19 protein-coding genes are annotated in these 21,082 nt (G+C 64.9%); 12 read left to right on the top strand and 7 right to left on the bottom strand.

The annotated features are described in order from the left end of the window. Positions 1-7: 7 nt before the first annotated feature. The 3 genes from ACZ2IA_RS16290 to ACZ2IA_RS16300 form a co-directional block, all read right to left on the bottom strand. Positions 8-1,624: a GMC family oxidoreductase gene (locus ACZ2IA_RS16290; protein ID WP_470293646.1), complete on the bottom strand. Its 1,617-nt coding sequence runs from the start codon at positions 1,622-1,624 to the stop codon at positions 8-10. A gap of 8 nt (positions 1,625-1,632) precedes the next feature. Further along, positions 1,633-2,196 carry a sorbitol dehydrogenase family protein gene (locus tag ACZ2IA_RS16295; protein WP_470293647.1) on the bottom strand — a complete coding sequence of 188 codons (564 nt, stop codon included), beginning with the start codon at positions 2,194-2,196 and terminating at the stop codon, positions 1,633-1,635. Between the two features lie 369 nt (positions 2,197-2,565). Next, positions 2,566-3,513 (bottom strand): aldo/keto reductase, encoded by a 948-nt coding sequence (locus tag ACZ2IA_RS16300; protein WP_470293648.1) that lies wholly within the window; start codon positions 3,511-3,513, stop codon positions 2,566-2,568. Positions 3,514-3,992: 479 nt separating this feature from the next. Between ACZ2IA_RS16300 and ACZ2IA_RS16305 the strand changes: the two genes are divergently transcribed. The 12 genes from ACZ2IA_RS16305 to ACZ2IA_RS16360 all read left to right on the top strand — a co-directional run bounded on the left by ACZ2IA_RS16305 (position 3,993) and on the right by ACZ2IA_RS16360 (position 18,136). Further along, positions 3,993-4,568, top strand: a complete 576-nt coding sequence (locus ACZ2IA_RS16305) for an ANTAR domain-containing response regulator (RefSeq protein ID WP_470293649.1) — start codon at positions 3,993-3,995, stop codon at positions 4,566-4,568. Positions 4,569-4,586: 18 nt separating this feature from the next. Further along, positions 4,587-5,741: a CmpA/NrtA family ABC transporter substrate-binding protein gene (locus ACZ2IA_RS16310; RefSeq protein ID WP_470293650.1), complete on the top strand. Its 1,155-nt coding sequence runs from the start codon at positions 4,587-4,589 to the stop codon at positions 5,739-5,741. A gap of 333 nt (positions 5,742-6,074) precedes the next feature. Continuing rightward, the gene (locus ACZ2IA_RS16315; protein WP_470293651.1) at positions 6,075-7,277 is read left to right on the top strand and encodes a nitrate/nitrite transporter; all 1,203 of its coding nucleotides are present in this window, start codon (positions 6,075-6,077) and stop codon (positions 7,275-7,277) included. Between the two features lie 141 nt (positions 7,278-7,418). Further along, positions 7,419-9,857, top strand: coding sequence for a nitrite reductase large subunit NirB (gene nirB / locus ACZ2IA_RS16320; protein ID WP_470293652.1), 2,439 nt, complete (start codon positions 7,419-7,421; stop codon positions 9,855-9,857). 156 nt (positions 9,858-10,013) lie between these two features. Then, a complete protein-coding gene (gene nirD / locus ACZ2IA_RS16325) occupies positions 10,014-10,340 on the top strand; it encodes a nitrite reductase small subunit NirD (RefSeq protein ID WP_470293653.1) in 327 nt (108 codons plus the stop codon). Between the two features lie 10 nt (positions 10,341-10,350). After that, on the top strand, positions 10,351-13,062 hold the full coding sequence (locus ACZ2IA_RS16330) for a nitrate reductase (RefSeq protein ID WP_470293654.1): 2,712 nt from the start codon (positions 10,351-10,353) through the stop codon (positions 13,060-13,062). A 14-nt stretch (positions 13,063-13,076) separates the two neighbouring features. Beyond that, the gene (gene cobA / locus ACZ2IA_RS16335; RefSeq protein ID WP_470293655.1) at positions 13,077-13,820 is read left to right on the top strand and encodes a uroporphyrinogen-III C-methyltransferase; all 744 of its coding nucleotides are present in this window, start codon (positions 13,077-13,079) and stop codon (positions 13,818-13,820) included. Between the two features lie 193 nt (positions 13,821-14,013). Beyond that, positions 14,014-14,766 (top strand): helix-turn-helix domain-containing protein, encoded by a 753-nt coding sequence (locus ACZ2IA_RS16340; RefSeq protein ID WP_470293656.1) that lies wholly within the window; start codon positions 14,014-14,016, stop codon positions 14,764-14,766. Between the two features lie 82 nt (positions 14,767-14,848). Next, positions 14,849-15,238, top strand: a complete 390-nt coding sequence (locus tag ACZ2IA_RS16345; protein WP_470293657.1) for a cupin domain-containing protein — start codon at positions 14,849-14,851, stop codon at positions 15,236-15,238. After that, on the top strand, positions 15,235-16,641 hold the full coding sequence (locus tag ACZ2IA_RS16350) for an NAD(P)/FAD-dependent oxidoreductase (protein ID WP_470293658.1): 1,407 nt from the start codon (positions 15,235-15,237) through the stop codon (positions 16,639-16,641). The genes ACZ2IA_RS16345 and ACZ2IA_RS16350 overlap by 4 nt, the downstream gene beginning before the upstream one ends. Before the next feature lie 850 nt (positions 16,642-17,491). Beyond that, positions 17,492-17,773, top strand: a complete 282-nt coding sequence (locus tag ACZ2IA_RS16355) for a hypothetical protein (RefSeq protein WP_470293659.1) — start codon at positions 17,492-17,494, stop codon at positions 17,771-17,773. Between the two features lie 90 nt (positions 17,774-17,863). After that, on the top strand, positions 17,864-18,136 hold the full coding sequence (locus ACZ2IA_RS16360; RefSeq protein ID WP_470293660.1) for a hypothetical protein: 273 nt from the start codon (positions 17,864-17,866) through the stop codon (positions 18,134-18,136). Positions 18,137-18,393: 257 nt separating this feature from the next. On the opposite strand, the gene ACZ2IA_RS16365 is transcribed toward ACZ2IA_RS16360, so the two are convergent. The 4 genes from ACZ2IA_RS16365 to ACZ2IA_RS16380 form a co-directional block, all read right to left on the bottom strand. Next, positions 18,394-18,927, bottom strand: a complete 534-nt coding sequence (locus ACZ2IA_RS16365; protein WP_470293661.1) for an NUDIX hydrolase — start codon at positions 18,925-18,927, stop codon at positions 18,394-18,396. 58 nt (positions 18,928-18,985) lie between these two features. Next, positions 18,986-19,327 (bottom strand): hypothetical protein, encoded by a 342-nt coding sequence (locus tag ACZ2IA_RS16370; protein WP_470293662.1) that lies wholly within the window; start codon positions 19,325-19,327, stop codon positions 18,986-18,988. A gap of 339 nt (positions 19,328-19,666) precedes the next feature. Then, complete coding sequence (locus ACZ2IA_RS16375) at positions 19,667-20,260, bottom strand: YdeI/OmpD-associated family protein (RefSeq protein WP_470293663.1); 594 nt, start codon at positions 20,258-20,260, stop codon at positions 19,667-19,669. A 111-nt stretch (positions 20,261-20,371) separates the two neighbouring features. Beyond that, positions 20,372-21,076 (bottom strand): Abi-alpha family protein, encoded by a 705-nt coding sequence (locus tag ACZ2IA_RS16380; RefSeq protein ID WP_470293664.1) that lies wholly within the window; start codon positions 21,074-21,076, stop codon positions 20,372-20,374. Positions 21,077-21,082: the final 6 nt, after the last annotated feature.

Raw genomic sequence — 21,082 nt, forward strand, 5'->3', positions numbered from 1 at the left:
GCTAGGCTCAGGACGCCTTGCCCAAGACGCGTTTCAGGGTGTCGGCGATGCGTAGCGACAGCGCGGCGATGGTCAGCGTGCAGTTGACGCTGCCGGCCGACGCCATCACGCCGCTGGTCGCCATATACAGGTTGGCGTGGTCGTGCGCACGGCACTGGCCGTCCACCACCGAGTCGCGCGGGTCGGTGCCCATGATCAGCGAGCCCATCAGGTGGTTGTTCGGCGCGAATTCGTCGCTGAACTCGATCTCCCGGCAGCCGAACAGCTCCGCGATCTTGGCGTAGGCTTCGCGGGTGTGCGCCGCGCTCTTCTTGGTGTAGTCGCCGATCTTGTAGGTGATCTCAGGCTGGGGCAGGCCCAGCGCGTCCTTCTGGTCGGACAGGCGCATGCGGTTGTCCGGGTCGGGCAGGATGTCGTGGAAGCTGTTGATGTTGACCGTGTGCGCGCTGCGGTAGCGGATTTCCCCTTCCAGCCCCTTGCCGGTCAGGCCCATCGCCAGCGCCCTCAGCGTGGCGTGACGGGTCTGCACCTGGTTGTTGAGGTGCAGCTTCTTCGACGCCCACTCGCGGCGGAACTCGCCGTCGCGGTGGTCGACGATCGAGGTCATCTCCATCGGGCCGCGGCCCGGCCAGAGCGGCTCGTCGGCGAGGAAGGTGACGCCGGTGCCCGGATGGTCCATCAGGTTTCGGCCGACCTGGTCGGAGCTATTCGCGAGACCGTTCTTCCACTTGTCGGTGACCGACATCAACAGGATCTTCACCGATTCGAGCGCGTTGGCGGCCAGCACGAAATACTGGCCGGTCACCCGGTGCGAGTTGCCGTCCGCCTCCTTGTAGTGGGCGGCAACGATGCGGTCCTGCGCGTCCACCTCGAGCCGGTACACCACCGCATTGCTCAGCAGCCTGGCGCCGGCGCGTTCGGCCTTGTCGACGTGGATGATGCCGCTGTACATCGCGGCGATCGGGCAGATCGGCATGCAGTTGTTGTTGCCGCAACAGGTCGGCCGCCGGTCGTAGGGGCGACTGTTACGGGCCACCGGCTCGGACACCAGCTTGAAGCCGTTGGCGTTGAGCACGTCGTAGAAGCGCCGGTCGTTGTACGAGAGCAGCAGCTGGTCCATCGGATACGGTTGCTTGCGCGGCGAACCGAGGTCGGTGCCGTCGTTCGGGCCGGACACGCCGAGCTCGACTTCGGCGCGGTAGTACCAGGGCTCCAGCTCGTCGTAGCCGATCCCCCAGTCGCGGCCGACCCCGTAGCTCGTCTTCATCGTGAAGTCGCTCGGCAGGTAGCGCCAGGCCGACGCGGCCCAGTGCCAGGTGGTGCCGCCGACCACGCGCAGGTATTGCGAGGAGTAGGACTTGGCGTCCGGCCCCTTCAGGATCAGGTAGTGGTTGTCCGGCGCGTATTCCGGATGCGGCGCGTGCCTGGCCGCCGGGTACGGGCGCTGGAAGTCGTCCTTGTCCGCCTGGTTGCGGAAGTTTTCGACGATGCGGCCGCGTTCCAGGCGCGGGCCGGCCTCGAGCATCAGCACCGAGGCGCCGGCCGTAGCCAACTGGTGGGCAACCAGCGCGCCGGCCACGCCGGAACCGATGACGACGACGTCGGCAGACAGGTTTTCGCTCATGGGAGACCTCAGGCCATCGGTGGTTTGGCGACCCAGTAATTGGGCGCGGCTTGGCAATAGCTGGGCGGCATCAGCACGTCACCGACCGGCCGGAACATCAGCGCGTCGGCGTAGGCGATCACCCCCCGGGCGTTCGGGCCGTCACCGACCACGCCGGTATACCAGGCGGTCACGATGCGGCGCAGCAGCTTGGCCTGCTCGACACCCTGCGCGTCCAGCACCGCGGTCAGCGCTTCCACGTCGGTGAAGCCGCGGTCCCTGGCGAAGGCGGCCAGCGACGCCATCTGCTCGGCAAAGCGGTGATCTTCGGCCGACAGCGCCGCGTACAGCCGTCCGCCGACGCGCGGGTCGAGCCGGGCCTTGCCGGTCAAGAAGTGGGACAGCGCCAGGAAGTTGGCGCTCTGCGCGGCATCGGCGCCGGCGGCGCTCTGCGCCAGCGCGGTACGCACCCATCTGCCCGACAGCGCCAGCGTGCCGGCGGCCAGCCCGGTGGCGATCAACCAGCGGCGGCGCTCCGGCAGCGAGGGCGACTGCCCTGTCACGCGGGCGTCGTCTCGACCATGAGTGGACATAGTGACTCCTTGACGGCGCGGCCCGATCACGCGGCGCGCGCCGTGACTGTAGGTGTGTCACGGGCAACTTCATTCGTTATAGGGATCGTGTTTTTGATTTGTCTTCCGGCTGCGTCGATGACGCCTCACTGCCCGGTACCGGCGGCGGCATTCGGCGATGAATGGCATGCCACCAGGCAGTAAAACCGCCTTGAAAATGGCAAGGTCCACCCTGCCCCGAGCGTGCGGCAAGACAGGGGGTACGGCATGGCGTTAACCGGCCATGGCCAGAAGGAAGCTGGGGAACGGGGAATGACGACAAGGGCAGATGGGCAATGCTCGGGTTTCGATGAGGGCGGCAGGACCCCGCCGCCCTCGCCTACCGTTCGGTCAGGCGCTCGCTTCGGTCAGATAGTCCATATCCGCTTGGGACAGCCTAAGCTCGGTGGCCGAGATCAACGCTTTCAACTGCGGGACCGATGTGGCGCTGGCGATCGGCGCGGTCACCCCCGGGCGGTTCATCAGCCAGGCCAGCGCGACACTGGCCGGCGTGCTGCTGATCGCGTGCGCCACGTTGTCGAGGGCGCCCAGGATACGCAGGCCACGCTCATCCAGATACCTGCCGACCATGCCGGCGCGGGCGCTGCCGGCAAGGTCGGCCGAAGAGCGGTACTTGCCGGTCAGGAAGCCACTGGCCAGGGAGAAGTAGCTGATCACCGCGATGCCTTTTTCCTGGCAGGTCTGCGCCAGATCCGTTTCAAACTCGGCACGGTCGTACAGGTTGTACAGCGGCTGGAGGGTGGCGTAGCTTGCCAGCGCGTTGGCCTCGCTGATCGCCAACGCCTCGCTCAGCCGGTCGGCGCTGTAATTCGACGCGCCGATGGCGCGGACCTTGCCGTCCCGGATCAAGCGATCGAAGGCGGACAGGCTCTCTTCCAGCGGCGTGTCGGCGTCGTCCACATGGGCCTGGTACAGATCGATGTAATCGGTCTGCAAGCGACGCAACGACGCCTCGACGGCTTTCATGATGTAGGCCTTCGACAAGCCTTTCTGATTGGGCCCCATCTCGGAGCCGACCTTGGTCGCCAGGATGACCTGCTTGCGCTTGCCGCCCTTCTTGAACCAGCGCCCGAGTATCGTCTCGGATTCGCCGCCACGGTTGCCGGGGACCCAGCTGGAGTAGACGTCGGCGGTGTCGATGAAGTTGAGCCCCTTCTCGGCCATCTCGTCCAGAAGACGGAACGACGCGGTTTCGTCCAGCGTCCAGCCAAACACATTTCCGCCGAAAGCCAGCGGCGCAACGTCCAGGCCGGTCTTGCCAAGTTTGCGATGATTCATCGTGCATTCCTCATCAGGTATGACAACTCGGTCCAGACCGACACTGGCCCCGACCGAATAATCCATGATCCGCCGCCCCCAGGCCGGGGCCGGCATTCATCCGCTCCCAGACGCAGCAGGGAGCCTCTAAAAACCGACGCGAGCGGCACGCAGGCGAGGCGGACGGAGCGCAGAAACCGGAATGGACTCAATGTCCATGAGGATTTCGAGCACCGCCCAACGAAGCATCCGTGCTACGCAGCAGGTTTTTAGAGATTCCCAGCAGGGCCAGTCAGTCCCATAGGGGCGCCTCGCCGCGGCTAGCATCGTCGATGTGATAAACAAAGCCCAGATCCCGGCGGATATCCAGCCTGTTTTTGAGGCGGCGAAGCGAATCAGCACGGCCGACCGGCACGCAACTTGCTTGAATTAAGAGGCGCCCCCTTGCCATCCTAGCGACGGCACGAGAGGGGTCAGCGACTCTTAACCTGGTTCGGCCCATGCTACGCATCCTTCTCGTCAACGATACCGACAAGCCCATCGGCGAACTGCGCGAGGCCTTGTCGTGCGCCGGCTATTCGGTGGTCGCCGAGGTCGACGGCGCCGCCGCGCTGCTGCGTGCGGTCGAAGAGCTGAGCCCAGACGTGGTGATCATCGATACTGAGTCGCCATCGCGCGATACGCTCGAGCAGCTCGCGGTGATGGGCCAGGCCGCGCCGCGGCCGGTGGTGATGTTCGCCGAGCGCAGCGAGCCGCAGGCGATCCGCGATGCGGTCGGCGCCGGCGTAACCGCCTACGTCGTCGATCATGTGACGGCGGAGAGGCTCGCGCCGATCATCGACGTGGCGCTAGCGCGTTTCGAGGAAGAGGCGCGCCTGAAGAAGCGGCTGGCCGACGCTGAGCAGCGGCTCGCCGACCGCAAGCTGATCGACCGCGCCAAGGGCATCCTGATGAACAAACGCGGCCTCACCGAGGCCGAGGCCTACGAGGCACTGCGCAGCCAGGCGATGCGACAGGGCGAACGGATCGCCGAGGTGGCACGGCAGTTGATCGCGATGGCGAACCTGCTCGGCTGAGTACGAGGAAAGAATCTTATGTCGCACCTGTTCACCCACCAGCCCGGCGACCGGATCACCGGCTCGGATGCGCCGGAAAAAACCACCCTCAGGCTCGGCTTCGTGTCCCTGACCGACTGCGCGCCGCTGGTCGTCGCCAAGCAGCTCGACCTCGGTCGCCGCCACGGCATCACGATCGAGCTTTATCGCCAGCCATCGTGGGCGGCGGTGCGCGACAAGCTGCTCTCGGGCGAGCTCGACGCGGCGCACGCGCTGTACGGCCTCGTCTACGGGGTCGAGCTCGGCCTCGGCGGCCCCAAGGCCCCGATGGCGCTGCTGATGACGCTCAACCGCAACGGCCAGGCGATCACGCTGTCCACCCGGCTCGCGGCGGAACTCGACGCCGGTCGCCCGCTGCGCGAGCTGTTGGCCGCCGAGCCGCGCCGGCCGGTGTTCGCGCAGACCTTTCCGACCGGCACACACGCGATGTGGCTGTACTACTGGCTGGCGGCGCAGGGCATCGATCCGCTCGCCGAGGTGAAGAGCGTGGTGATTCCGCCGCCGCAGATGAGCGACGCGCTGGCGTCGGGCGTGCTCGACGGCTTCTGCGCCGGCGAGCCTTGGAACGCGGTCGCCGAGGCCGACGGGGTTGGCCGAACGGTGATCCGCAGCGGCGAGATCTGGCCCGAGCACCCGGAGAAGGTGCTCGCCTGCCGGCGCGACTTCGTCACCCGCCATCCGAACGCCGCGCGGGCGCTGACGATGACGCTGCTCGAGGCGTGCCGCTGGCTCGACGACGCCGAGCACCGCTTTGACGCGGCCGGCTGGCTGGCCGGCCCGGCCTGCATCGGCCGCGCCCGGGCGCTGATCCTGCCGCGCCTGCTCGGCGACGACAGGCCGTCGATCCGCTTCTTCGGCGACGGCGAGGTCAACTACCCGTACCTGTCGGACGGCCTGTGGTTCCTGAGCCAGTACCGGCGCTGGGGGCTGCTCGACGATTCGGCCGACCTGCCGGCCGTCGCCGCCGCGATCAACCAGACCGTGCTGTACCGCGAGGTGGCGGAGGCGCTCGGCGTCGCGGTGCCGGCGAGCGAGTACCGCACGAGCGTGCTGATCGACGGCGTGGCCTGGGACGGCCGCGATCCGGAGGGCTACGCGGAGCGCTTCGCGATCCGCGCGAAGGTGCCGGCCTAGCGCTGCCCGGTTCGTGTTGCGACGCACAATGCTTGTGCGTACGCAGCAAAATCGCACCGATGCGGTGCGAAAAACCCGGCCTCAGCATCAACCACTCACCGTGAGAAGGCGCTTTCGCGTCGATATCCGCCCTGGCACAGCCCTTGCTAAACAATCAGTGACCGGCGCAACGGCGTGCCGGCCAGACGAAATACAGGGTGGAGGCCAACGGCGGCCTTCGCCCGCAAGGACAACGGCGTCCCCTCGTGCGACTAAAAGCGCGAGCGGACGCCGTTTTATTTTGGGCCGAGCACGCCCTACACCGCCCAGGTTGCGGCAACCAGGAGATGCAAGATGGACCGTTCGTTCTGGCAGGCAGGACACAAGCCCACGCTGTTTTCGGCCTTTCTCTATTTCGATCTCAGCTTCATGGTCTGGTACCTGCTCGGGCCGTTGCAGGTGCAGATCGCCGGCGACCTAGGCTTGAGCACCCAAGAGCGCGGCCTGATGGTCGCCACGCCCATCCTGGCCGGCGCGCTGCTGCGCCTGGCGATGGGCGTGCTGGTCGACCGCATCGGCGCCAAGCGCGCCGGGCTGATCGGCCAGGTTATCGTGATCGCCGCACTCTTGACCGCGTGGCGGGTCGGCTTCACCAGCCTCGCCGGCGCCCTGGCGCTCGGCGCCTTCCTCGGCGTGGCCGGCGCGTCGTTCGCGGTCGCGCTGCCGCTGGCGTCGCGCTGGTACCCGCCGCAGCACCAGGGCACCGCGATGGGCATCGCTGGCGCCGGCAACTCGGGCACCGTGCTCGCCGCCTTGTTCGCGCCGGCTCTCGCCATGGCGTTCGGCTGGCAGAACGTGTTCGGCCTCGCGTGCATTCCGCTCGTGCTCACGCTGCTGATCTACGCGAAGGCCGCGCAGGACGCGCCGGGCGCCGCGCCGAAGAAGCGCCTGGCCGACTACGCGGCGGTGCTCGGCGCGAAGGACGCCTGGCTGTTCATGTTCTTCTACGCGATCACCTTCGGCGGCTTCTCGGGCTTCGCCAGTTCCCTGCCCGGCTACTTCCACGACCAGTTCGGCTTCGACGCCAAGACCGCCGGCCTCTACACCGCCGCCTGCGTGTTCGCCGGTTCGGTAATGCGCCCGCTCGGCGGCGTGCTCGCCGACCGGATCGGCGGCACTCGCTCGCTGCTCGCCGTCTACGCCGCGACCGCCTGCCTGATCGCCGCGGCCGGCTTCGGCCTCGGCGGCGCAAGCGGCGCGGTGACGCTGTTCATCCTGGCGATGCTCTGCCTCGGCGCCGGCAACGGCGCGGTGTTCCAGCTGGTGCCGCAACGCTTCGGCCAGGAGATCGGCGTGATGACCGGCCTGATCGGCATGGCCGGCGGCGTCGGCGGCTTCGCGCTGGCGGCGAGCCTCGGAGCGATCAAGCAGGCGACCGGCGGCTACGCGAGCGGCCTGTGGCTGTTCGCCTGCCTGGCCGCCTTGGGCTGGGCGAGCCTCGCCGGGGTGAAGCAGCGGTGGCGCAGCAGCTGGTCCGCCGCGGCAGCACGAGTCTGAATCTGCTGCGCAGGCGATATGCGGCGTCACGCGCTCCTCGAGATCCTCATGGACTCCATGTCCATTCCGGTCTCTGCGGTGCGGGTTCCTTGCCTCTCGCCTGCTCGCGACGATTCACAAGGTTAATGAAGAGGTCTTGAGATGAAGAAGCTCAAACTGGTGGTGGTCGGCAACGGCATGGCCGGCATCCGCACCGTCGAGGAACTGCTGGCGCTGGCGCCGGAGCTGTACGAGATCACCGTGTTCGGCGCAGAGCCGCACCCGAACTACAACCGCATCCTGCTCTCGCCGGTGCTGGCGGGCGAGCAGGAGTTCGAGGACATCGTCCTCAACCCGCTCTCGTGGTATTCCGACAACGGCATCCGCCTGCACCTCGGAAAGGCGGTGACGCAGATCGACCGCGTGCGCCGCGTGGTGATCGCCGACGACGGGACTCCAGAAGGCATAACAGAACCGTACGACCGGCTGCTGCTCGCGACCGGCTCGACGCCGTTCATCCTGCCGGTGCCGGGCAAGGACCTCGCGGGCGTGATCAGCTACCGCGACATCTACGACACCGAGGCGATGATCGACGCCGCCAAGACCAAGAAAAGCGCGGTGGTGATCGGCGGCGGCCTGTTGGGGCTGGAAGCGGCCAACGGCCTGAAGCTGCGCGGCATGGACGTGACCGTCGTGCACCTGGGCGACTGGCTGCTCGAGCGCCAGCTCGACGAGACCGCCGGCCGGCTGCTGCAGAAGTCGCTGGAGGAACGCGGCCTCGCCTTCCTGCTCGGCAAGCAGACCGCCGAGCTCGTCGGCGACGACGCCGTCACCGCGGTGCGCTTCAAGGACGGCGGCGAGGTGAAGGCGGACCTGGTGGTGATGGCGGTCGGCATCCGCCCGAACAGCACGTTGGCCGAATCGGCCGGCCTCTACTGCAACCGCGGCATCGTCGTCAGCGACGCGCTGCAGTCGTTCGACCCGCGCATCTACGCGGTCGGCGAGTGCGTCAGCCACCGCGGCGTCGCCTACGGCCTGGTCGCCCCGCTGTTCGAGCAGGCCAAGGTCTGCGCCAATCACCTGGCGCAGCTGGGCATCGGCCAGTACAAGGGCTCGGTGCTGTCGACCAAACTCAAGGTCACCGGCATCGACCTGTTCTCCGCCGGCGACTTCATCGGCGGCGACGGCACCGAGGACATCGTGCTGTCCGACCCGGCCGGCGGCGTCTACAAGAAGCTGGTGATCAAGGACGACAAGCTGGTCGGCGCCTGCCTGTACGGCGACACCGCCGACGGCGCCTGGTACTTCAAGCTGCTGCGCGAGGGCCGCACGATCGCCGACCTGCGCGACACGCTGATGTTCGGCGAATCGGCGATCGGCGACGCCGGCGTGCAAGGCCAGAGCCGTGCCGCGGCGATGCAGGACAGCGACGAGGTGTGCGGCTGCAACGGCGTGTGCAAGGGCGCGATCGTCAAGGCGATCAAGGACAAGGGCCTGTTCACCGTCGACGACGTGAAGAAGCACACCAAGGCGGCGAGCTCGTGTGGCTCGTGCACCGGCCTCGTCGAGCAGATCCTGATGAGCACGGTGGGCTCGAGCTTCCAGGAGACGCCGAAGACCAAGGCGGTGTGCGGCTGTACCGACCACACGCACGCCGAGCTGCGCCGCGCGATCCGCGAGCACCACCTGCTGACCCACAAGGCGGTCTACGACTTCCTCGAATGGCGCACGCCGAACGGCTGTGCGACCTGTAGGCCGGCGGTGAACTACTACCTGCTGTCGACCTGGCCGCACGAGGCGGTCGACGACCCGCAGAGCCGCTTCGTCAACGAGCGCGTGCACGCCAACATCCAGAAGGACGGCACCTTCTCGGTGATCCCGCAGATGAAGGGCGGCGTCACCAACTCGGCCGAGCTGCGCCGCATCGCCGACGTCGCCGACAAGTACCACGTGCCGATGGTCAAGGTCACCGGCGGCCAGCGCATCGACCTGCTCGGGGTGAAGAAGGAGGACCTGGTCGACGTCTGGAAGGATCTGGGCATGCAGTCGGGCCACGCCTACGGCAAGTCGATCCGCACGGTGAAGACCTGCGTCGGCAGCGAGTTCTGCCGCTTCGGCACGCAGAACAGCACGCAGATGGGCATCGACCTCGAGACCATGCTGGCGAACATGTGGTCGCCCCACAAGGTGAAGCTCGCCGTGTCCGGCTGCCCGCGCAACTGCGCCGAGGCCGGCATCAAGGACGTCGGCGTGATCGCGGTCGACAGCGGCTGGGAGCTGTACGTCGGCGGCAACGGCGGCATCAAGACCGAGGTCGCGCAGTTCCTCTGCAAGGTGAAGACCGCCGACGAGGTGAAGGAATGCAGCGGCGCGTTCCTGCAGCTGTACCGCGAAGAGGCGTACTACCTCGACCGCACCGTCCACTACATCGCCCGCGTCGGCCTCGACTACATCAAGGCGAAGGTCGTCGACGACGCGGCCAACCGCCAGGCGCTGTACGAGCGACTGCTGTACTCGCTCGAAGGCCTGCCCGACCCGTGGGCGGCGCGCATCGCCGGCGCGCAGAAGAATGAATTTATCCCGATCAAGGTCATCGCATGAGCGCCGGTTCAGAGTCTTGCTGCGCAGCCCTGATCGGGGCTCATGCGCTGCTCGAAATCCTCATGGACATCAAGTCCATTCCGGTTTCTGCGCTGCTCTTCACCCCGCTGAGGGCCGCTCGCGACAGACTCTGAGCCGGCTAGAAGGAGAAACATGATGAATATGCCCGTAGAAAAACCCTGGCTGCGCGTCTGCGCGGTCGACGACATCCCGATGCTCGGCAGCCGCTTGATCGAACGCGACGCCGGCAATATCGCGGTGTTCCGCACCGCCGCCGACACGGTGTTCGCGCTGCTCGACCGCTGCCCGCACAAGGCGGGTCCCTTGAGCCAGGGCATCGTCCACGGCGAGACGGTGACCTGCCCGCTGCACAGCTGGAACATCGACCTTACGAGCGGCGAGGCGAAGGCGCCGGACGTCGGCTGTGCGAGGCGGTTCCCTGTCCGTGTAGAGAACGGCGACGTGTTTCTCGCCTTGAGCTGAGGGTCGGACCATGAGCAAAACCGTCACCAAGTCCACGTGTTGCTACTGCGGCGTAGGTTGCGGCGTGCTCATTGAAAGTGAGAACGGCCGCATCACCGGCATAGCGGGCGACCCGGACCACCCGGCCAATCACGGCCGGCTGTGCACCAAGGGCATGAACCTGCCGGCGACCGCCGCGAGCCTAACCGGCCGCGCGCTCTACCCCGAGATGCGGCTGACCCGCGACGCGGAACGGCGCCGCGTCGACTGGGACGCCGCGCTCGACACGGTCGCCGAGCGCTTCGCCGACATCGTCCGCCGCCACGGCCCGGATGCGGTGGCGTTCTACGTGTCGGGTCAGCTGTTGACCGAGGACTACTACGTGTTCAACAAGCTCGCGAAGGGGCTGATCGGCACCAACAACATCGACACCAACTCGCGGCTGTGCATGTCGAGCGCGGTGACCGCGTACAAGCTGGCGCTCGGCGCCGACGGCCCGCCAAACTGCTACGAGGACCTGGAGCTCGCCGACTGCGTGCTGTTCGCCGGCAGCAATATGGCGTACGCGCACCCGGTGCTGTTCCGCCGCCTCGAGGCCGCCCGTTCGGCCAACCCGGCGGTCAAGTGGATCGTCATCGACCCGCGCCGCACCGACACCGCGGCGATGGCCGACCTGCACCTGCAGATCCAGCCCGGCACCGACGTGGCGCTGTTCAACGGCATGCTGCACCACCTGATCTGGGAGGGGCTGATCGACCCGGACTACATCGCGGCGCATACCGACGGTTTCGCCGAACTGAAGGCGCTGGTGCGCGACTACACGCCGAAGATGGCGGCCGAGCTGTGCGGCATCCTCGAGGCCGACCTGATCACCGCCGCCGAATGGTTCGGCCGCGGTGGTGCCAACAAAGGCGGGGCCAGCCTGTCTCTCTATTGCATGGGCCTTAACCAGTCGAGCCGCGGCACCGACAAGAATCTGGCGCTGATCAATCTGCACCTGGCGACCCGCCAGATCGGTAAGCCCGGCGCCGGACCGTTCTCACTGACCGGCCAGCCGAACGCGATGGGCGGCCGCGAGGTCGGTGGTATGGCGACGATGCTCGCCGCGCACCGCGACATCGGCAATGCAGCGCACCGCAGCGAGGTCGCCGAAGCCTGGGGCGTGCCGGTAGAGCGGCTGTCGGCCGAAACGGGCCTGCCTGCTGTGGCGATGTTCGATGCGCTGCGCGACGGCCGGATCAAGGCGGTCTGGATCGCCTGCACCAACCCGGCGCACTCGCTGCCCGACCTAGGCAAGGTCGCCGAGGCGTTGCAGACCGCCGAGTTCGTCGTCGTGCAGGAGGCGTACACCAACACCGACACCGTGCCGTTCGCCGACGTGCTATTGCCGGCTTCTACCTGGGGCGAGAAGAGCGGCACGGTGACCAATTCCGAGCGGCGCATCTCGCGGGTGCGCGCCGCCGTCGCCGCGCCCGGCGAGGCGAAGCCGGACTGGTGGATCGCCACCGAGATCGCGCGCCGCATCGAGGAGAGGCTCTCCCCCGAATCCGCCTCGCTGTTCCCGTACCAGAGCCCGGCCGAGCTGTTCGACGAGCACGCTGGGCTGACCATCGGCCGCGACCTCGACATCGGTGGCCTCGACTACGCTCGGCTCGACGCAGACGGCCCGCAGCAATGGCCGCTACCGGCCGGGGCGAACACCGGCCAGGCTCGCCGCTACGTCGACGGTGTATTCGCGACACAAGACGGCCGGGCGCGCTTTCACGCGACGCCGTATAAGCCGGTCGCCGAGCCGACCAACGCGCACTACCCGTTCCATCTGCTGACCGGCCGGCTGCGCGACCAGTGGCACGGCATGAGCCGCACCGGCCGCGTGCCGCAGCTGTTTTCTCATACGCCGGAACCATCGCTGACGATGCACCCGAACGACACCGAACGGCGCGGCCTGAAAGCCGGCGAGTTGGTGCGCGTGACGAGCAAGCGTGGCGGCCTGGTGCTGCCGCTGGCGGTATCGGACGAGGTCCAAAGCGGTAGCGTATTCGCCGCGATGCACTGGAGCGGCCAGTTCCTCAACTCGGGCGGCATCAACGCGGCGAGCACCTCCAAGACCGACGGCCGCTCACACCAGCCGGAACTGAAGCACGCGGCGGTGCGCGTCGAACGCGCCGAGCTGCCGTGGCGCGCCCTCGCCGCCTGCCGTTCGGCCGACCTGCTCGCGCTGCACGCGGCGGTGCAGCCCTTGCTCGCCGACTGCGACTACGCCGCGATCAGCCTGCAGGGGGAAAACACGCTGGTGCTGCGCGCCGCGTGCAAGACGGCGCCGGAAGGCTGGCTAGCACGCCTGTTCGCCGCGCTCGACCTGCAGCCGGGGCCGGACGTGCTCGAATACCGCGACGCCCGGCGCGGCGTGGTCAAGCGGGTCGGCTGGAACGACGACGCGCTCTCCGGCTTCGTGTTCGCCGGTGACGCGGCCGGCGCCGACGCGCTGCTCGACAAGCTGCTCGCCGGCGATCCTTGGCAGGGCCCGCGGCTGGCGGTGTTCTCGCCGAAGTTAATAGCGGCCGCGCCGCGCGATCGCATCGTCTGCAACTGCAAGCAGGTCGGCGAAGCGCAGATCCGCGCCGCTGTTGAGCACGGCGCCGATGTAAACGAACTCAAGAGCACGCTCGGCTGCGGCACCGTCTGCGGCTCGTGCGTACCGGAACTGAAACGCTTGTGCGCAACCGTGCCGCAAGCAGCGTGATGGGGAGAGACACAATGAAAACAGGCAAAGTCATCCTGCTCGGCGCGGGTCCGGGCGATCTGGACCTGCTGACGCTGAAGGCGGTGAAGGCGCTGGCTGCGGCCGACGTGCTGCTGCTCGACGACCTGGCCAACCCCGAGATCGTCACGCTCGCGCCGCAGGCGCGGGTGATCGGCGTCGGCAAGCGCGGCGGCTGCAAATCGACGCCGCAGGCGTTCATCCAGCGGCTGATGCGCCGCTACGCGCTGCAGGGCAAGACGGTGGTGCGGGTGAAGGGCGGCGAGGTGCTGCTGTTCGGCCGCGCCGGCGAGGAGATCGCCTACCTCGAGGCAGCCGGCGTAACGGTCGAGATCGTCAACGGCATCAGCTCCGGCCTCGCCGCTGCTGCCAGCCTCGGCGTGTCGCTGACGCATCGCGAGCACTGCCGCGGCGTCACCTTCGTCACCGCGCACGCGCAGGACGACTCCGAGCCCGACTGGGATGCGCTCGCCGCGACCGGCACCACCTTGGTGATCTACATGGGCATGAGCCGGATCGCCAGCGTCGCCGCCGGACTCGGGCGCACCCTGCCCGCGTCCACCCCGGCCGCGGTGGTGCAGTGGGCGAGCACTTCTCGAGAGCAGCGGCTGGTGACGACGCTCGGGCGCCTGGCCACTGACGCGCACTCGGCCGGCTTGGGCAGCCCGGCGATCATCCTGGTCGGCGAGGCGCTCGGCGGCTTGCTCGATGCCAGCACTCGCCAGCCTATCGCCGCCTAGCGTCGCTCAGCAAGGTGCTCTCGATAGGAGCCCATCACCGCCCAATGCAAGCCAGCGGGCTCGGCCTGCCGCGTGAGACGCTGATCTCTCCACTCGGCATCAACGAGGCCGTTTCCCCAGCGACGGCCGATCTTGAAAGCCGGGAGCCCGGTGATAAGATCGACAGACATTTCATGCGCCCCCCGGGAAACAGATGGACGAGGTCAGTCGCCAGACGCTGGAAACGGTTCAGCGCTACCACCTTTGCTGGAAAGCCCTGGATATCGACGGTGTCATGGCCCTGTACCACCCGGATGTGGAGTACTTCGACTTCTACCGAAAACGGGTGTTGCGCCACGCCGACTTGCCGGCCTACCTGGCCGAAAGCATGCCCAGCGGCACCAACGAGTCGCTGCAGCATACCGACCGGATCCGCGTCGATGGCGATACCGCGTTCATCCAGTACTGCTACGTGGTCCGCCTGGCGTCCAGCGGCAAGCTGGTGAGCTTTCGCGGCAGCGAAGCCATTCGGGTGAGCGAGGGCAAGATCATCGCCGTCAACGAGTACTGCGCGCCGGTCAGCCTGTCGGGCCAGCAACCGGCGGATCGCATCGGCCTGTCGAGCCAGCGCCTGACACGCCTGATCGCCGACGTACAGGACTACTTCGCCGCGGGCCAGCCCTTTCTCGACAGCGAGCTCGACCTCGCCCAGGTGGCCCGGGATACCGGCTATACCCGCAACCAGATCTCCTTTGCCCTCAACCGCGAGCTGGGCATCACCTTCTACGCCTTCATCAACGAGCTGCGCATCCGTCACCTGCTGGCCATGCCGCCCGGCCAGCGCCCTGCCAGCATCGCCGACATGGCGCTGGCCGTGGGCTTCAATTCCACCTCCACCTTTTACAAGGCGTTTCGCCAGGTCACCGGCACCACACCGCAGAAGCACTTTGCCCGCCGAGATTCCTAACGGTCCCGCGCATACGACAGCGCCCTCCGCCGCCCATTAAGGTAGCGCCATGTTTTTATCCCATGCTTGCGGAAGGAAAATCATGGAGAACCTCCAGCATGTCGTCGTTCCCCGGGTGAACTACGAGGGCTATCGCGATGACCCGGCGCTGCAGCTGTCCGGCAATCCGCTCTTGCACCTCGCCCCGCTGTTCAGTGCGGCGGGTCTCGCGGCCGGACTATGGGCCTCGGAGAGCTACCGCAAGATCAAGCAGCTGGACCAGTACGAGTTCTGCCTGATCCTGAGCGGCCGGGTCCACCTGGTGGACCGGGACGGTGCGCAGGCCGAGTTCGGCCCGGGCGCGGCGTTTCTGATCGAACCCGGCTTCGACGGTGAATGGCACTCGGAAGGCAGCGTGCGCAAGTTCTACCTGATGCTGGATGCCGACCGCCAGGCCAGCGTCGCCGCACCCACCGCAGGAGGTGCCGCATGAACGCCTACCACGACGCGAGCTTCTGGTTCGACCGCCTGCCCGCCCCGCTCACGCCACGCCCCGCGCTGCACGGTTCGTCCGCCTGCGACGTGGCCATCATCGGTGGCGGCTACACCGGGCTGTGGACGGCCTACTACCTCAAGCGCGCCTGTCCGGCACTGGATATCGCCGTACTCGAAGCCGAGGTCTGCGGCTTTGGCGCCTCGGGCCGCAACGGCGGCTGGCTGGTCGGCGGCCTGGCCAACCAGGACCGTCTGCTGGCCCGCCTGGCCGAACCGGAGCGCAGCGCCGCCCGCCGCTTGCTGTACGGCATCGTCGACGAGGTCCGCTCGGTACTGGAGCGCGAGGGGATCGATTGCGAGCTGGCCCACGGCGGGGTGGTGTATGGCGCGGCCCGCTACCCGGAGCAGGAGCAACTGGCCCGCAGCTGGCTGGAACAGCTGCATGCCGTCGGCCACGGCGAAGGCGATTTCCGCTGGCTCGACAAGGCCGAACTCGACCGGGAAGTGCGGCTGGCCGGGGCCATGGGCGGGATCTACTCGCCCCACTGCGCCACCATCAACCCGGCGCGGCTGGTGCGCGGCCTGGCCGATGCGGTAGAGCGGCTGGGCGTCCGCGTCTACGAACAGACCCGCGCGCGGGACTTCGCCCCCGGGGCGGTGCGGCTGGACGACGGCGAGCTGAAGGCCAGGGTGATCGTACCGGCGGTGGAGGGTTCGGCCAACCTGCTGGCGCCGCTCAAGGGACAGCTCCTGCCGGTCCAGAGCCTGATCATCGCCACCGAACCGCTGTCCGACACCTGCTGGGCGGAGATCGGCCTGGCACGCCGTCCGGCGTTCGGCGACGTCAGCCGCATGGTGACCTACGGCCAGCGCAGCGCCGACGGGCGGCTGATCTTCGGCGCCCGCGGCGGCTACAGCTTTGCCGGCAAGGTACGCTGGCGTTTCGACCCGGACAGCGCCGAATTCCGCTTGCGTGAAACGCTGATGACCCAGCTCTTTCCCTGCTTGCAGGGCACACCGATCAGCCACCGCTGGGGCGGCACCCTGGGCGTCGCCCGCCGCTTTGCCCCGCATGCGCTCTACGACCGCGCCGCCGGCATCGCCATCGCGGGCGGCTACGGCGGCGAGGGCGTGGGTGCGGCCAACCTGATGGGGCGCACGCTGGCGGCCTTCATCCTGGAACAGGACAGCCCCCTGCTGGCGATGCCGTGGGTCATGCGCGAGGGAAGCCTGAGCGCGTTGCGGCACTGGGAACCGGAGCCGCTGCGCTGGCTGGGTTACCACGCGATCCGCGGCAGCTTCAGCCTGGAGGACCGGCTCTGCTCGAACCCACATACCCCCCGCTGGCGTCGCCGACTGGCCAGCCGGCTGGCCGGCTCGCTGGAAGGGCTGATGGGCTGACCTCCACTCGGCCCCTCACACCGATTCCGTCGCAACGCAAGCCGCGGCCATCACCCGCAAAGGAGCAACGCCGATGAAGTGGAAAACCTGGAGTGTGAATCACCCCGACGAAGGTAGACACTTCTGACCGGCCGCTGAGCAAGGTCTTGTTTGGCCCTAAATTTTAAAACCTGCTCTTTTGCAACTTTCAAATTTATTTTGAAAGGACCAGAATTAGCACCATGAGCTTGCAGTTTTACGATGAAGCCCTCTTTGTCCCATTCAAGAACAATTTCTGGAAAATTTGAGAACGTAAACAAATTTACACGTAAATCATGAAGTAAAGCGGAGGCTACAACCCACTAACCTCTCAACTGCTAATTTTCAGACTGGTGAAATAGGCACTTATTGCCAGGTCCTGTATTTTCTAACGCCTGAGTTAATGGGCCTGCGCCAGCAGGTCCCAGCGCCCGAAGGGCGCGCCTTCAACGACGGGTTCGACTGCCTGCCAAAAGCAAACAGCCCAAACATACTGCCAAAGCCAAAAACTACTTACCAGCAGTACCGAAGCCCTTACCACTTTTCCCACCGACCTAAGCTAAAACCACTCTCCAGCGGCACCACAAAATTTAATTTTTTGACCAAACCGCTGAATTACGAAACCATAAGAACTGAATGATGTAAAAGGTATTTACTGACGGTCATTCGGCACGCCGATTTAAGAGGCCTGCGGGGCTACGCAATTCGCCTTGAATCGCAAACTGGAGTACCTATACTTAGGTCCCAGTTGAGAGCCGGGATCAAAAAATACCGTTCCCGTTCCCCAGGGGATTGGTGTTTGATCTTTGATCAGGTAAGGAAGGAGATAGTTATGACAACGCAAACGACAAATGTTTCGGCTGAACCGCAACACAGAACGCGGCTGATGGAAGTGGCGTGGCAGGACATTCCTGAACCAGGCGCGTACGTGGAAATTGGATCGGGTGATTTGTATCGTTTTCCGAAGGAAGCGCTATTGCAAGGGGCGTCCCCGCTGATTCGCAAGGAAAGCTCCGGGGCGTCCGTTCTCGTGCAAGTCAGCAAGAACCCGTTCATCACGACGCTCGAGGCGCGCATGATCTGCTGTGAACACAATATCGTACCGAATTTCTAGTGACTCAACCGAGTCACGCGGAAGCGGGCCGAGGCAATAGTTCAGGAACTTTCAAGCAAGATTGATGTGTGGATATCCGAGGAGGACGTTATGTCCATCAATGTCTCGATCGAACCGCAACACAGAACACGCCTGCTCGAGGTGTGTTGGCAGGATGTGGACCAGCCGGGCGCGTACGTGGAACTTGGCTCCGGCGACTTGTATCGCGTGCCGAAGGAAGCACTGATGCAAGGGGCATCCCCCCTGATTCGCAAGGAAAGCTCAGGGGCCTCGATCCTGGTGCAAGTCAGTAAGAACCCCTTCGTGACGACGCTCGAAGCGCGCATGATCTGCGCCGAGCACAATATCGTGCCGAAATTCTGATGCCTGAAGCGGCCCGCTAACTATAGGGCCAGCCCTTCAGCGATTAGGCGCGCTTAGCAGAGTTGACGCCCCTTTATGAAGGGGCGTTTTTTGTGCAACGCAAGAGCATCGTCGTGAGGTGGGGTCTGAGGGAAGCGCATAGCAGCGCCATGACCTGGCACACAGAAACCAGATATGTAACGTCTAACGCCTGAGTTAAGGGGCGACCAAAAGCGCCAGCTTTTGGTGGTCCCGCTTAAATGAAATGTTAGGCTTCCCTATTCCGGCTTTCCGGTACCGGAGCTTTGCCCATCAGGAGAATTCGCCGCCAGTTTGGAATCCGGCGTGGTGTGGCCTACAAGCTTTTGCAACTCTTCCAGAAACGGACGCTGCCCCGGCAACAGCTTCTGCCACGCAGCAGGGATAGTGAACCATTCGCCTTTATCGACTTCTGGGAATTCTTGCGTGATACCAGAACGAGGCGGCCACTCGATGGAAAACAAATTGCTCTTCACCGTGGTCGCGTCGATGTCCCCCTCCGCGGCCCAAGCGTGAACCACTTTGCCACTGGGCTGTTTCAGCGGTGTGAGTGGACGAAACTCCGCCGCAATGGGTGAGCCAGTTTCCTCGAAGAACTCACGCTTCGCCGTTGCCAATGGATCGTCGCCCTGCTCGAACTCACCTTTCGGGATGGACCACGCGCCGTCGTCTTTCTTTGCCCAATAGGGCCCGCCCGGGTGAACAAGGAAAACCTCGAGCTCGCCTTGCCGGACACGGTACAACACTATTCCAGCGCTCGATTTCTTTGCCATGTCTCATCTCGTGAAAGTGCGGCGCTCTCGCCGGTAATGTGATACGCCCCGTTCCGACTCAGTGGCGTTGGCGCCGGAAGCGCGACACGGCTAGGCCAAATGCTACGCCCAAGAGCAGGCCTGCGCCGCCCATCAGAAGGCCGTCGGTCATGAAAGGTTGGTGTGGAAGTGCTGTTTCACGAGACATCAAGATACCCCTCCATTCGGCAGGCGTGATCTGCGTCATTTTTGTTGTGTCGTTCAGCCCGTAGACGCAAATCTCGCCTCCTGGCAACTTGCAGAACCGGTCGCTGGGGCAGGTGGTGAGTATCACCTGGGGCGCACCCTCCGCACACTTGGCACCCGAACTGCGCAGGACCTGCAGGGTAACCTCTGGATATTTGGTGAGTTGCTCAGGCATCGCAAGCTCCGTCGGATAAGGCACACGGGCCGTAGCGTAGGGTAAGAGCCGCTAACAAAACCCTCCCAGTTTTGTTGCTCTGCCTTGCCGTACTACCTGTACTGTCAGCGGCAGAGCGCCTAGCTGGAATCGCTCCACAGGGTTTTGTTAGCGGCTCTAAGACAGGATTGTCTTCATCGTCAGCGGTCCAACGCTTGAACTAAGAGTCGCTAACAAAACCCTCCCACCGTTGTTGCGCTGCCTTGCCGTACTACTTGTACTGTCTGCGGCAGCGCGGCGAGCTGGACCGCTTCGTTCGGGTTTTGTTAGCGACTCTTACCCCGCAGCGATGCAAGATGGCTACGGGTACAATTTTTCATGCTTCTCAAGCATGAGTATGAACTGAGTGATCCGTTTTTGGCGGGTGTCCGCCTTCTTGGCGGTTTGTATTCTGAATAGAATGGCGTACCGGTTTTGGCTATTCAACGTCGCAAAGAAGGCCTTCGCGCTGGGGCTTAGCTCCAGCGCTGCCTGAAAGTCGCTTGGCGGTGTTGCCGTGCTGTGTGAATCATAGGCGGTATCCCAACGCCCATTTTCCTTGGCTTGCCTGATTGCCGCGAGGCCGGACGGTTGCATTCGTCCTTGCTCGATCAGTGCTAGGGCTTTTTCTCGATTGATCTTGGACCAGATGCTTTTTGGTCCACGCGGTGTGAACTTCTGTAACCAAGATTCTTCGTCGAAGCTTTTCTTCTGGCCGTCTATCCATCCGTGGCATAGCGCGACGTCGATGGCTTCCTGATAGGAAAGGGATACAAGGTTGGCTGATTTCTTGGCCAACCTTAGCCATAGGCCTAGCGATGAGCCGGAATGCTCGACCAGCCAAGCGTCCCAAGCCTTATGGCTCTGGAACAGAATCACTGGTAGATCCTTGTCGGATTTTTCTGCTGCGTTCACTTGGTCTGCCGTCCTTTCTGTCCTGGCGCTCGATCGATGACTATAAGCCGCCTAACGTTGGAGTTCAGCGGCTGCCGTAGGCAGCCAGCTGGAACGAAAGGTTAGATTTGTTCACGTGACCTGAAGCGTGCATGCCTCGACAAAGCTCTTTCCAAGAAGCGTTGGATTCACCTCCTTAAAGATTTCCCCTCCACCCCACGACTTCTGAATTGAAATGCAACCAAGGCGTGCAAGATTCGCAAGAGCAAGCCTTACATCCTCTGACGGCTCAGAAAGACTATCCTCCTTTCCGTCGTCTTTCCCGATATCGACTGAGTCGGGCAAGTTAGCCACTACAACGCCATCATGACGCGTCCTTTCGTACGGGAGCGAATAGATCTTCTGGAGAATCACCGCCTCGAATGGTGTGAGTTGCTCTAGAACAGCGATATACGCTCTTTGCAAGCTCACGTGACTATTCCCATTTGCTGCATTGACAAGCAGCCGCGCCCACAAGTCCTGTAGGTAGTCATCGTCCTCCAAAGAAGCCGCTTCCAGCAGCGGAATGGCTAACTTGAGTGGAATTGCTCGTGTTGGCTTACTCAAGCCAGCTTCCTGAAGGAGCTGTTCCGCACGTTGCATCAGCCGAATCTGACGTTCCCATCGCATGTACTTGAGTTTGTCTTCAAATATTCCCATGCCCTGCTCAATGGAACCAGCGATGTAGCGCGATATGAAGCCGCCGAACCTCTGGCCGGCGTCAATAGCCTTCCCGGTCGCCTTAGCGACCTCTTGAACAGCCTTTGCCGTTTCAGAGACTGGGTCTTCGTTGCTCATAAATGC

This window comes from Crenobacter sp. CS_VA4, from assembly GCF_055597485.1.

Bases quoted from the DNA above. Each gene is read 5' to 3' on its own strand.
- ACZ2IA_RS16290 (WP_470293646.1), bottom strand. From the start codon at position 1,624: ATGAGCGAAAACCTGTCTGCCGACGTCGTCGTCATCGGTTCCGGCGTG.
- ACZ2IA_RS16295 (WP_470293647.1), bottom strand. From the start codon at position 2,196: ATGTCCACTCATGGTCGAGACGACGCCCGCGTGACAGGGCAGTCGCCC.
- ACZ2IA_RS16300 (WP_470293648.1), bottom strand. From the start codon at position 3,513: ATGAATCATCGCAAACTTGGCAAGACCGGCCTGGACGTTGCGCCGCTG.
- ACZ2IA_RS16305 (WP_470293649.1), top strand. From the start codon at position 3,993: ATGCTACGCATCCTTCTCGTCAACGATACCGACAAGCCCATCGGCGAA.
- ACZ2IA_RS16310 (WP_470293650.1), top strand. From the start codon at position 4,587: ATGTCGCACCTGTTCACCCACCAGCCCGGCGACCGGATCACCGGCTCG.
- ACZ2IA_RS16315 (WP_470293651.1), top strand. From the start codon at position 6,075: ATGGACCGTTCGTTCTGGCAGGCAGGACACAAGCCCACGCTGTTTTCG.
- nirB (WP_470293652.1), top strand. From the start codon at position 7,419: ATGAAGAAGCTCAAACTGGTGGTGGTCGGCAACGGCATGGCCGGCATC.
- nirD (WP_470293653.1), top strand. From the start codon at position 10,014: ATGAATATGCCCGTAGAAAAACCCTGGCTGCGCGTCTGCGCGGTCGAC.
- ACZ2IA_RS16330 (WP_470293654.1), top strand. From the start codon at position 10,351: ATGAGCAAAACCGTCACCAAGTCCACGTGTTGCTACTGCGGCGTAGGT.
- cobA (WP_470293655.1), top strand. From the start codon at position 13,077: ATGAAAACAGGCAAAGTCATCCTGCTCGGCGCGGGTCCGGGCGATCTG.
- ACZ2IA_RS16340 (WP_470293656.1), top strand. From the start codon at position 14,014: ATGGACGAGGTCAGTCGCCAGACGCTGGAAACGGTTCAGCGCTACCAC.
- ACZ2IA_RS16345 (WP_470293657.1), top strand. From the start codon at position 14,849: ATGGAGAACCTCCAGCATGTCGTCGTTCCCCGGGTGAACTACGAGGGC.
- ACZ2IA_RS16350 (WP_470293658.1), top strand. From the start codon at position 15,235: ATGAACGCCTACCACGACGCGAGCTTCTGGTTCGACCGCCTGCCCGCC.
- ACZ2IA_RS16355 (WP_470293659.1), top strand. From the start codon at position 17,492: ATGACAACGCAAACGACAAATGTTTCGGCTGAACCGCAACACAGAACG.
- ACZ2IA_RS16360 (WP_470293660.1), top strand. From the start codon at position 17,864: ATGTCCATCAATGTCTCGATCGAACCGCAACACAGAACACGCCTGCTC.
- ACZ2IA_RS16365 (WP_470293661.1), bottom strand. From the start codon at position 18,927: ATGGCAAAGAAATCGAGCGCTGGAATAGTGTTGTACCGTGTCCGGCAA.
- ACZ2IA_RS16370 (WP_470293662.1), bottom strand. From the start codon at position 19,327: ATGCCTGAGCAACTCACCAAATATCCAGAGGTTACCCTGCAGGTCCTG.
- ACZ2IA_RS16380 (WP_470293664.1), bottom strand. From the start codon at position 21,076: ATGAGCAACGAAGACCCAGTCTCTGAAACGGCAAAGGCTGTTCAAGAG.